Source organism: Mycobacterium sp., from assembly GCF_049683355.1.
GTDB lineage: Bacteria > Actinomycetota > Actinomycetes > Mycobacteriales > Mycobacteriaceae > Mycobacterium.
The window spans coordinates 24,982-36,477 of sequence record NZ_JBAUJB010000073.1 but is presented as its reverse complement, the minus strand read 5'-3'; the positions used below and the strand labels follow the sequence as shown (position 1 = coordinate 36,477).

The following is an 11,496-nucleotide window of genomic DNA, read 5'->3' as shown; positions in this document are numbered from 1 at the left end:
CGCCGCACCGAGCGGTGGCGCGCGCCCGGATGACCTGACCTTCGACGCTGCCGATGCCACCACGGCGCTGATCGCGCTCTCGGCCAAGATCCGCATCGACCAGATCGAACCGCTCGACTCCATCGAGTCGATCACCGACGGTGCCTCATCGCGACGCAACCAGATGCTGGTGGATCTCGGATCCGAGCTCAACCTCGGTGCCATCGACGGTGCCGCCGAGGCGGATCTGGCCGGACTGAAGGGTCAGGTGACCAAGCTGGCCCGCACCTACAAGCCGTTCGGCCCGGTGCTCTCCGATGCGATCAACGACCAGCTGCGCACGATCTTCGGGCCGTCCGGCAAGCGGCCTGCCTACATCGCCGAGCGGGTCAAGAAGACCTGGGAGCTCGGCGACGGCTGGGTCAAGCACGCCACCGTCGAGGTGGCGCTGGGCACCCGCGAGGGTTCCAGTGTCCGCGGCGGAGCACTGGGTGGACTGCACGACGGCGCCTTGGCCGACGCGGCCAGCGTCGACAAGGCGATCGACGCCGCGGTCGCCGCTGTCGGCGCGCGCCGTGGTGTGTCGGTGTCGCTTCCGTCCGCCGCAAGTGCTGGTGGCGGAGTGGTCGACTCCGCCGCGCTCGGTGAGTTCGCCCAGCAGGTCACCGGTCCCGATGGGGTGCTCGCCAACGCGGCCCGCGCCATCCTGGATCAGCTGGGCCTGAGCGTTCCCGCCGTCACCCCCGAGCCGTCGGCGGACGCGAAGCTCATCGACCTGGTCACCGCCGAACTCGGTTCGGACTGGCCACGTTTGGTGGCACCGTCCTTCGACGGGCGCAAGGCCGTGCTGTTCGACGACCGGTGGGCCAGCGCGCGTGAGGACCTGGTCAAGATCTGGCTGTTGGACGAAGGCGACATCGAGGCCGACTGGCCGCGCCTGTCGGAGCGGTTCGAGGGAACCGGTCACGTCGTGGGCACCCAGGCGACCTACTGGCAAGGCAAGGCGCTGGCCGCAGGTCGCAACGTGCATGCCTCGCTCTACGCCCGCGCCGCAGCGGGTGCGGAGAACCCGGGCAAGGGTCGCTACAGCGAGGAAGTCGCCGTGGTGACTGGCGCGTCGAAGGGCTCGATCGCCGCCTCGGTGGTGGCCCAGCTGCTCGACGGTGGCGCCACCGTGGTCGCGACCACCTCCAAGCTGGATGACAGCAGGCTCGGTTTCTACCGTCAGCTCTACCGCGACAACGCCCGCTTCGGTGCGCAGTTGTGGGTGTTGCCGGCGAACATGGCGTCCTACAACGACATCGACGCGTTGGTCGAGTGGGTCGGCACGGAGCAGACCGAGAGCCTCGGGCCGAAATCGATCCACATCAAGGATGCGCTGACCCCGACATTGCTGTTCCCGTTCGCGGCACCGCGGGTGGGTGGAGACCTCTCCGACGCCGGATCTCGCTCCGAGATGGAGATGAAGGTTCTGCTGTGGGCCGTGCAGCGGCTCATCGGCGGGCTGTCTCACATCAGTGCCGACCGCGACATCGCAGCCCGCCTGCACGTCGTGCTGCCCGGCTCGCCGAATCGCGGCATGTTCGGTGGTGACGGCGCGTACGGCGAGTCGAAGGCGGCATTGGACGCGGTGGTGTCCCGCTGGAAGGCGGAAACGTCCTGGGCGCAGCGCGTCAGCCTGGCGCATGCGCTGATCGGGTGGACCCGCGGTACCGGCCTGATGGGCCACAACGACGTCATCGTCGATGCGGTCGAGGAAGCCGGGGTGACCACCTACTCCACCGAGCAGATGGCGGCCATGTTGCTGGACCTCTGCGACGTCGAGACCAAGGTGGCGGCTGCTCGCGAGCCTGTGCAGGCCGACCTGACAGGCGGTCTGGCGGAGGCCGAGCTGGATCTGTCCGAGCTCGCCACCAAGGCCCGCGAGAACGTTGCCGCACCGGCTGAGGAGGCCGAGGACGACGAGACCGCCGATCACACGATCGCCGCGCTGCCGTCGCCGCCGCGTCCGGCCACCCTGGCGCCCGCACCGGACTGGGCCGACCTCGACGTCGACCCCGCCGATCTGGTCGTCATCGTCGGTGGTGCGGAGCTGGGGCCCTACGGCTCGTCGCGCACCCGGTTCGAGATGGAGGTCGACAATGAACTGTCGGCGGCCGGAGTTCTCGAGCTCGCATGGACCACAGGTTTGATCAAGTGGGAAGACGACCCTCAACCGGGTTGGTACGACACCGAATCCGGTGAGCTCGTCCAGGAAGCGGACTTGGTCGAGAAGTACCACGACGTGGTCGTCGAGCGCGTCGGCATTCGCGAGTTCGTCGGCGACGCGGCCATCGATCCGGATCACTCGGCCCCGCTGCTGGTGTCGGTGTTCCTGGACAAGGACTTCTCCTTCGTGGTGTCGTCCGAGGCCGATGCGCGGGCGTTCGTGGAGTTCGACCCGGAGCACACGGTCATCAGTCAGGTGCCCGACAGCACCGACTGGACCGTCATCCGCAAGGCCGGTACCGAGATCCGCGTGCCGCGCAAGTCGAAGCTGTCCCGCACGGTCGGCGCGCAGATCCCGACCGGATTCGACCCGCAGGTCTGGGGCATCACGCCGGACATGGCGAATTCCATCGACCGGGTGGCGCTGTGGAACCTCGTCGCGACGGTCGACGCATTCCTGTCCGCCGGCTTCTCGCCGACGGAGCTGATGCGGTGGGTGCATCCCAGCCTGGTTGCCAGCACGCAGGGCACCGGCATGGGCGGCCTGACCTCGATGCAGGCGATGTTCCACGGCAATCTGCTCGACAAGAACAAGCCGAACGACATCCTGCAGGAGACTCTGCCGAATGTGGTTGCTGCACATGTGATCCAGAGTTACGTGGGCAGCTACGGTTCGATGATCCACCCGGTCGGGGCGTGTGCCACAGCGGCTGTCTCGCTCGAGGAGGGGCTCGACAAGATTCGGCTGGGCAAGGCAGAGCTCGTCGTCACCGGTGGCTATGACGACCTGACACTGGAAGCCGTCATCGGCTTCGGTGACATGGCCGCCACCGCTGACACCGGGGTGATGCGGGCCAAGGGCATCAGCGACTCGAAGTTCTCCCGCGCCAACGACCGGCGCAGGCTGGGCTTCGTCGAGGCGCAGGGCGGCGGCACGATCCTGCTGGCTCGCGGCGACCTGGCGCTCCGGATGGGGCTGCCGGTGCTGGCCGTGGTCGCCTACGCGCAGTCCTACGGCGACGGTGTGCACACCTCGATCCCCGCTCCCGGCCTCGGCGCTCTGGGTGCCGGTCGCGGTGGCCGCGAGTCGGTGTTGGCCAAGTCTCTGAACAGGCTGGGCGTGGGTGCCGACGACATCGCCGTCATCTCCAAGCACGACACCTCGACGCTGGCCAACGATCCCAACGAGCAGGAGTTGCATGAGCGGCTCGCCGACTCGCTGGGTCGGTCCGAGGGCGCGCCGCTGTTCATCGTCAGTCAGAAGAGCCTCACCGGGCACGCGAAGGGCGGCGCGGCGGTCTTCCAGACGATGGGCCTGTGCCAGATCCTGCGCGACGGCGTCATCCCGCCGAACCGCAGCCTGGACTGCGTCGACGACGAGTTGGCCACCTCCGCGCACTTCGTGTGGCCGCGTGAGACGCTGCGGATGGGCGAGAGATACCCGTTGAAGGCGGGCCTGGTAACCAGCCTCGGATTCGGTCACGTGTCGGGTCTGATCGCCCTGGTACACCCGCAGGCGTTCCTCGCGTCGCTGAGTCCCGAGCAGCGGGAGACCTACGCGGCTCAGGCGCAGGAGCGCAGCCTGGCCGGGCAGCGCAGGCTGGCGTCGGCGATCGCCGGCGGGCGGCCGATGTACGAGCGGCCCGACGGGCGCCGCTTCGACCAGGAACATCCCGAGAAGGTGCAGGAGGCGGCCATGCTGCTCGATGCGGCTTCACGACTCGGCGAGGACGGCGCGTATCAGCGTTGACCGGTGAGATAGCGTGCTGCGGTGTGGGCATAGTCGGGATAGGCATCGACCTCGTATCCATTCCCGAATTCGCCGAACAGGTCGACCGGCCGGGCACGGTGTTCGCCGAGACGTTCACCCCGGGTGAGCGCCGCGACGCCGCCGACAAGAGTTCGTCGGCGGCGCGCCACCTGGCCGCGCGTTGGGCGGCCAAGGAGGCGGTGATCAAGGCGTGGTCCGGGTCGCGGTTCTCCAAGAGGCCGGTGCTGCCCGAGGGCATCCACCGTGACATCGAGGTCATCACCGACATGTGGGGGCGGCCTCGGGTGCGGCTGTCGGGGGCGATCGCCGAACACCTCAAAGAGGTGACGATCCATCTGTCGCTGACCCATGAGGCCGACACCGCCGCCGCCGTCGCGGTGCTCGAGGAGCGCTGACTCCCGGCAGCACTAGCGTGTACACCATGAGCGATCTCGTCCAGCGCGTCCGCGACGTGCTGCCCTCGGTGCGGGCCGACCTCGAGAACCTGGTGCGCATCGAGTCCGTGTGGGCCGATCCCGCCCGCCGCCCCGAGGTGCAACGCAGCGCCGACGCGGTGTCGAAGCTGTTGACGGAGGCGGGTTTCGGTGACGTACGGATCGTCGCCGAGGGAGGGGCTCCGGCGGTGATCGCCCGCCACCCCGCCCCAGCCGGGGCGCCGACGGTGCTGCTGTACGCCCACCATGACGTGCAACCGGAAGGCGACCCCTCGCAATGGCAGTCGCCCCCGTTCGAGCCGACCGAACGCAACGGGCGGCTCTACGGACGCGGGACTGCTGACGACAAGGCCGGCATCGCAACGCATCTGGCTGCATTCCGGGCCCACGGTGGCAAGCCGCCGGTCGGGGTGACGGTTTTTGTCGAGGGGGAGGAGGAGTCGGGTTCGCCGTCGCTGTCGCGCTTGCTCTCAGCACACCATGACTTGCTGGCCGCCGACGTCATCGTCATCGCGGATTCGGACAACTGGAGCACCGACGTGCCTTCCCTGACCGTGTCGCTGCGCGGCTTGGCGGACTGTGTGGTCGAGGTCGCCACCCTCGACCACGGTCTTCATTCGGGGATGTGGGGAGGAGTGGTGCCGGACGCGCTCAGCGTCCTGGTGCGGATGCTCGCCAGCCTGCACGACGATGACGGCAACGTCGCGGTCGCGGGCCTGCACGAAGCCGCCGCAGCGGACGTCGACTACACCCCCGAGCGGGTCCGCGCAGACACCGGGCTGCTCGACGGGGTGCACGAATTCGGTTCAGGCTCGGTGGCACAACGGTTGTGGGCCAAGCCGGCGATCACGGTCATCGGCATCGACGCCACCCCGATCGCGCAGGCGTCCAACACTCTGATCCCGCGGGCCCGGGCCAAGGTCAGTATGCGGGTTGCGCCCGGCGGCGCCGCTGCGGATCATCTCGCCGCGCTGACCCGACATCTCGAGTCACACGCACCGTGGGGGGCCCGCGTCACAGTCACTCCCGGTGACCTCGGCGAGCCGTACGCGATCGATGCCGCCGGGCCCGTGTACGTCGTGGCCCGCGAGGCTTTCCGGGACGCATGGGGATGCGACGCGGTCGATACCGGTGTCGGAGGATCGATTCCGTTCATCGCCTCGTTCGCGGAGGCGTTCCCGGAGGCCAAGGTTCTGGTGACCGGCGTCGAAGACCCGGACACGCAGGCGCACAGCATCAACGAGAGCCTGCATCTGGGTGTTCTCGAGCGTGCGGCTACAGCCGAGGCGCTGCTGCTGCAGGGTCTCGGCTCGATGTAGCTCAGGCCGCCCCGCAGCCGGTCACCCGGTGCGAGGGCGGGCCAGGGTGGATCGTCGCCGCAACAGCAACTTCGTCAACAGTGCTGGTTGCTGCTGCTGTCGCGCAACACAGCTCGGGCACAGCTTCTCATCGATCAGGACAGGCCTGTTACACCCGCCGCATCGGTTTTCCATTGGTCATTCGCCGCCTCATGCCCTCAACTCCCTGCCGGAGTCGGCGCGCTTCTCGGATTCTGGCGACCGCAAGATGGGGTGGTCGGCTCGGCCTGGTGGCGTTTCCCAGAGGGCGGTGGAAGTGAACGGCCCGCTGGCAGCCCGACCTGGCTGCGTGACGCAACGTCTTCGAGGATACGTACCCGAGAGGCGTTCGGCAATCAGCGCTGGTCTATCCGCCGAACTCCGAGATGAAGCGCGCGATCTTGGTATCCGTACTCGAGGCCTTGACGTTGTACTGCGCCGCTGCGACCGTGCCTTTCTCGTCGATCACGAAGGTCGAGCGGATCACCCCCTGCACGGTCTTGCCGTACATCTTCTTCTCGCCGTACGCGCCCCACGCCTCGAGAACCTCCCGTTCCGGGTCGGACAACAGCGGGAAGGTGAGATGTTCGGCGTCGCGGAACTTGGCGAGCTTCTCCGGCTTGTCCGGGGAGATGCCGACGACGTCGAGTCCGGCGTCGTTGAGATCGGCGAGGCTGTCCCGGAACCCGCAGGCCTGTTTCGTGCAGCCGGGCGTCGACGCGGCTGGGTAGAAGTACACGACGACCTTCCGGCCCTTGTAGTCCGAGAGCTTCACGGTGTTGCCGTCGGCGTCGGGAAGGCTGAACGCAGGGGCTTTGTCGCCCACTTCGAGTCGTTGGGTCTGCGGCATCGGCGGTGTTCCTCTGATCGATCGGTCGACCGGAGCGCTGCGGTGCGCACCGGCTGATCTAGGGTAGTTCGGCAAGGCAGGGTGTTCGGAGACTGCATGCAAGAGATCGTCGCCGATGGCGACGTGGAACGGCGTTGAGGCAGCGGAGGCAGAAGTGGCGGACCGGGATCCCGACACCATCAAGGCTGAGATCGACGAGGCGCGCGAGCAGTTGGCGTCGACGGTCGATTCGCTCGCCGCTCGGGCCAACCCCAGCCGGGTCGCCGAGGACCTCAAGGCCGGTGTGGTGCGGTTCGTCAAACAGCCCCCGGTTGCGATATCGCTGGCGGCGGTGGGCGCCTTGGTGCTCGTGCTGACAGTGCGCCGGCTGCGGCAACGCTGAGCCGACGGGTCAGCGCAGGCGACCGGAACGCAACCAGGTGGCGAGCGAGAATCCGGGTGGGTTGGCGACGCGACCGAGGCGGCTGCACGAGTGCACCGCCACAGGCCGTTGCGCAGCTACGGCGATAGCTGTGTCCTCGCCGTCGGCGCCGGAGGCCACCGGTTCGCAAGAGCTTGACATCAGCTAATTCCTCATTTCGCACTCGCTGGCCGCGTGTGGCGCAGCGATCGTCCGTGCCAGCTAACAGACCCTAGCATCACCGCGTGCCTTCTGCCCAGCGCAACGGCCATATATGTTCCCCGAGCAATGACGGCCGTTACTGTCGGGCGGCTTTTTTGCCCGTCGGTGACGCGCATCAAAGCCGATATCCAGCACATGAATGAAGCGACGACTGCCGATTTCCCGCGGTTGTTCCAGGCCGTGGATGGAAGACGGCAGAGACATTCGCCGCGAAGTGCCGGTGTGGTCCCCACGCCGCGGGACACCGCACACGCCGCCGGTGCAGGTGTCCTCTACGCTGGCGCTGTCCACGACGAGTAGAGGAGACGGCACCATGGCGTGGTTTCTCGCCCTGCAGGGCCCTGCCCTGCCCAGCCACCAGTCATCGGTGTACGAGCTCCAGGATGGGACCGACGTCGACAAAATCGCCCAGGAATTCGTGAGCGCGGTGACCCTGGACAGGGTGGTGCCGATCCCGGCGATGCTGCCGCAGGGACCCCGCAAGCGGCAGAAGGTCACTCTCTACGTCCGCCCCGCGGCGTGGGGAATGTGGACGTTCTACGAGCTCTCCGACGAGGACCGGCGTCAGCTGATGAAGGAGAATCCGTTGCTGAACGCGATCCAGCAGCACCAACGCGAGCACACTGCGCCAGGTGGCGGCCAGGCGAACCCGCTCCTGGGCCAGCCCGGACCCGGCGCCCGCTGACCGGGCTGGAAGCCCTCTGCGCCACCGCGCGTCGGTCGGGTATTTAGGCACGGTAAGTTCCCTTTACGGCCACGGCCTGATAACGCCCGAGAAGGGGGTGAGTTGTGCTGATCCGCTCCGGTGGCGGCGGCGGAGCCCGCGGTCGAACCGGTCGCCGCGGAAGCGTCGTCCCCGGTGGCAGGCGCGCCCGTGGCGGAGGCGCCGACCGGCATGGTGGTGTCCCCGCCACCGGTGACGACCACGAGCCCGGACGGATGGACTCTCACCTTGGCGGCCGAGGAGGAAACTCAACGGCCCATCGCGCCGTTGACCACCGCGCTGTCGACGCGTGAGTACGAGGTCGGCGGCACCTACACCGGGTCCATGACAGGTCCGTCCGAGGACGAGCCCCCGCGCGGCATGCTCGAAGTCGGCTATCAGATCGGCTGCGGTATCGACATGAGCACGTCGAACGGTGTGGCACTGACGGGCACTGCGGGGATCACTCCCTCGATCGGCGTCCTCGGGGTCGACGTCATCGGGCCGTTCCCGGATGCCATCCTCCCCGGCGTTGCCGGGAACCTGGGTGGTGCCATCACCATCGGCCTCAAGCCGGGGATCATCAACGTCGTCACGGTCGCCGAGAAGGAGTTCACCGGCGCCGAGCCGTGGGTCATGGTCGACGGTTTCCGCATCAAGATCGACGGATGTGTCGGTGAGTCGTTCATCCGTTCGTACGCGGTCTTGACCCGCTCCACCGACGTCTCGGACGCGATCCTGGCTTACTACGGCGAGACGACGAAGGTTTAGGCACCGGTTCCAGCCACCACGCAGGCCCCCGCGGCGTCGAAATCTGATTGTTACATATCCCGCTATTTGCCGGTTTCGTGGAGATCGCCGGGGATATAGTTTGCCGCGTTGCTCGTCTGCCCTGGGGGAACCATGAGCGCTGCAAGGTATATCGGTCGTGTCGGCGGACTCGCGGTGGCCTTCGGGGTCGGGTCGGCGGTCTTCACCGGCCACGGCGTCGCGGCCGCCGAACCCGCGTCGGGGGGACCGGAATCGAACACGTCCTCGCAGGGCGCTGACGACTCCGGCGGTTCATCGGCAACGACCTCGGAGCGCAAGAGGGCGGACCGAGACTCGGCAGCCTCCGACGCCTCGGACACCGACGCCGAGGCGGACACCGCTGACGACGCCGATGACGCAGACGCCGATGATGAGGCAGACGAGGCAGACGACGACGCCGACGCCGAGGCAGCCGACGAACCCGACCTGGTGGAGGAGCCCGCCGCGGACTCGACGGAGACCGGTGACTCGGACCTCGATGCGCAACACGGACCGGTGTCCTCGGGCTCCGGTTCCGGCCAGCGATCCCGCGACAACTCCGAGACCGCCACCCAGAACGTTGCTGAGACGACGGCCACCGAACAGGCCGGGGCCTGGCTGTCCAGCCCGAAGGCAACCGCCGGCCGGGCGCCGGCCGAGGCGACGCCGGTCGCCCGGCCGACGCTGACGACGACGGCAGTGCCGCCGACGACGGGTGACCCGACGGAGTCGACGTCGCAGCCGACGGCTCCGGTGAACGCCGTCTTCCAACTCGTCAACGGTGTGCTGAACCCCTTCGCCGAGGATGGGCCGTCAGCGCCTCCGACCGGCACCCCGCTGGAATGGGCGATGGCCGCGGCGGCGCGCCGCGACCAGCTCGTCGCCAGCGGACCGATCTCGGTGAGCGCGACGTTCGAGTTCACCAACGGCGTCATCTACGGCGACGTCGGCGCCACGGACTCCCGCGGCCGTCCGCTGATCTACACCCTCGTCGACGACCCGGACCAGGGCGGAAAGGTGACGCTCAACACCGACGGCACGTTCTCCTTCCTGCCCGATCTGTCCGTGGTGGACTCGCGCGGCATCGAGCAGTTCACCGTGATGGTGAGCCAGAAGACCGCGCTGGTGGCGCTGCTGGAGCAGGTGCCGATCCTCGGCGACTTCGTCCAGCCGATCGTGCTGGGCCTGCGGCAGGTGCCCATCCTGGGGGCCATCCTGCAGCCGTTCATCGGCTACCGGGTTTTCGCGCCGATCGACGTCAACGTCGGCGCACTGGTGCCTGAAGGTGCACCGGTGGCGTTCACCACGATGGTGACCTCATTCGACGGTGTGCAGATCAGCACCAACTTCTTCCCGGCGAGCGGACTCGGGGCGGGCGAGACCGCCACGACGGTGCTCAACGGGCCGGGGCTGGGCAGCGCGGGCAACATCGACCCCACCTCCGAAACGATCGTCTTCGACCTCGTCCCGGGCCTGGTGCCGCTACGTGACGCCGGCTACAACGTCGTCACCTGGGATCCCCGCGGCGAGTTCGCATCCGGTGGGGTGCTGCAGCTGGACAATCCGTTCTTCGAAGGCCGCGACGTACAGGCCATCATCGACTGGGTCGCCACGCGGCCGGAGACCGAACTGGACGCGCCGGGGGATCCGACGATGGGCATGGTCGGCGGCTCGTACGGCGGCGGCATCCAGCTGGTGTCGGCGGGCATCGACGACCGCATCGAGGCGATCGTCCCGGTCATCGCGTGGAACTCGCTGATCGAAGCCCTCTACCCGACGGCGGCGTTCAAGGACGGTTGGGGCACCCTGCTCGGGCTGGATCTCCTCGAGGCCGGTGCCCGGATCAATTCGCAGATCTACCCCGCACTCATCCTCGGAGACCTGTTGGGCATCCTCACCGAGAGCCAGCAGGCCATCCTGGCGAGCAGCGGCCCCACCGTTCTGGTGAGTAGCATCACGGCGCCGACACTGCTCATCCAGGGGACCGCCGACGGGCTGTTCACCCTCGCGCAGTCCGTCACCAACGCACTGCTGCTCGACGAAGCCGGAACTCCGGTGAGCATGATCTGGGCCTGCGGCGGGCACGGCATCTGCCTGGACCCGGAGAATCCGTTGCAGACACCGTTGCTCATCAACTCCACGCTGGCCTGGCTGGACAAGTACGTGAACGGAAACGAGTTGGTCCCGACCGGTCCACGGTTCGAGTGGTTCGACCAGAACGGCGACTATCACTCGTCGGATCTGCTGCCCACCGATCCGGCCTTCTACGGCGATCCACTCATCACCACGGGGTCCGGCGGATTCTTACCCCTCATTCCACTGCTCGGCGGTTCCGGGCCGCAGACCGAGTCACCCACACCGCTGGTGCTGTCGCCGGCGGTGGCCTCGGAAGCCTGGCTGGCACTCGACGTCGAGATCCCGGGGCCGGAGACCACCACCGAGATCGTCGGAGCGCCGGTCCTGACCTTCAGCTACTCGGGACTCGGGACCAGCCGGCACATCTATGCCCAGTTGGTCAACGAGGCAACCGGGCTCGTGCTGGGCAATCTCGTCACGCCGGTACCGGTGACGCTGGACGGACGTACCCACACGGTGACCGTCGACCTGGAGCAGATCGCGTACACCATGTCACCGGGCGACACTCTGACGTTGCAGGTGGTCGGCTCGGCCACCCCGTACGAGAACTTCCTCCAGTGGGGCTTCATCAACGTCGGCGACATCGAGATCGCGCTGCCGACCGTTGCAGCCGCGGTGGTGGAGGAGGCGGCCGAAGCCGCGGAGGACGTGGTCGCGGCGTAAGCAG

At 67.9% G+C, this 11,496-nt stretch carries 8 protein-coding genes; 7 read left to right on the top strand and 1 reads right to left on the bottom strand.

The genetic code is table 11. The annotated features are described in order from the left end of the window. From WA944_RS04470 to WA944_RS04460, 3 genes are all read left to right on the top strand, one after another. Positions 1–3,937 (top strand): beta-ketoacyl synthase N-terminal-like domain-containing protein (locus WA944_RS04470; protein ID WP_526646433.1); only part of this gene is annotated, 3,937 nt, incomplete at its 5' end. 23 nt (positions 3,938–3,960) lie between these two features. Then, complete coding sequence (gene acpS, locus WA944_RS04465) at positions 3,961–4,353, top strand: holo-ACP synthase AcpS (protein WP_205390443.1); 393 nt, start codon at positions 3,961–3,963, stop codon at positions 4,351–4,353. Positions 4,354–4,379: 26 nt separating this feature from the next. Continuing rightward, positions 4,380–5,711, top strand: coding sequence for a dipeptidase (locus WA944_RS04460; RefSeq protein WP_526609471.1), 1,332 nt, complete (start codon positions 4,380–4,382; stop codon positions 5,709–5,711). 385 nt (positions 5,712–6,096) lie between these two features. On the opposite strand, the gene bcp is transcribed toward WA944_RS04460, so the two are convergent. Continuing rightward, the gene (bcp, locus tag WA944_RS04455; protein ID WP_526372398.1) at positions 6,097–6,579 is read right to left on the bottom strand and encodes a thioredoxin-dependent thiol peroxidase; all 483 of its coding nucleotides are present in this window, start codon (positions 6,577–6,579) and stop codon (positions 6,097–6,099) included. 154 nt (positions 6,580–6,733) lie between these two features. On the opposite strand from bcp, the gene WA944_RS04450 reads away from it, so the two are divergent. From WA944_RS04450 to WA944_RS04435, 4 genes are all read left to right on the top strand, one after another. After that, complete coding sequence (locus WA944_RS04450; protein ID WP_526372408.1) at positions 6,734–6,961, top strand: DUF3618 domain-containing protein; 228 nt, start codon at positions 6,734–6,736, stop codon at positions 6,959–6,961. Positions 6,962–7,514: 553 nt separating this feature from the next. Continuing rightward, a complete protein-coding gene (locus WA944_RS04445; RefSeq protein ID WP_526372409.1) occupies positions 7,515–7,886 on the top strand; it encodes a hypothetical protein in 372 nt (123 codons plus the stop codon). Between the two features lie 120 nt (positions 7,887–8,006). Beyond that, positions 8,007–8,675 (top strand): MspA family porin, encoded by a 669-nt coding sequence (locus tag WA944_RS04440; protein WP_526609473.1) that lies wholly within the window; start codon positions 8,007–8,009, stop codon positions 8,673–8,675. Positions 8,676–8,807: 132 nt separating this feature from the next. Then, positions 8,808–11,492 (top strand): S15 peptidase family protein, encoded by a 2,685-nt coding sequence (locus tag WA944_RS04435; RefSeq protein WP_526609475.1) that lies wholly within the window; start codon positions 8,808–8,810, stop codon positions 11,490–11,492. Positions 11,493–11,496: the final 4 nt, after the last annotated feature.

Coding starts and splice junctions, on each gene's coding strand:
- WA944_RS04435 (WP_526609475.1), top strand. CDS start 8,808: ATGAGCGCTGCAAGGTATATCGGTCGTGTCGGCGGACTCGCGGTGGCC.
- bcp (WP_526372398.1), bottom strand. CDS start 6,579: ATGCCGCAGACCCAACGACTCGAAGTGGGCGACAAAGCCCCTGCGTTC.
- WA944_RS04460 (WP_526609471.1), top strand. CDS start 4,380: ATGAGCGATCTCGTCCAGCGCGTCCGCGACGTGCTGCCCTCGGTGCGG.
- WA944_RS04445 (WP_526372409.1), top strand. CDS start 7,515: ATGGCGTGGTTTCTCGCCCTGCAGGGCCCTGCCCTGCCCAGCCACCAG.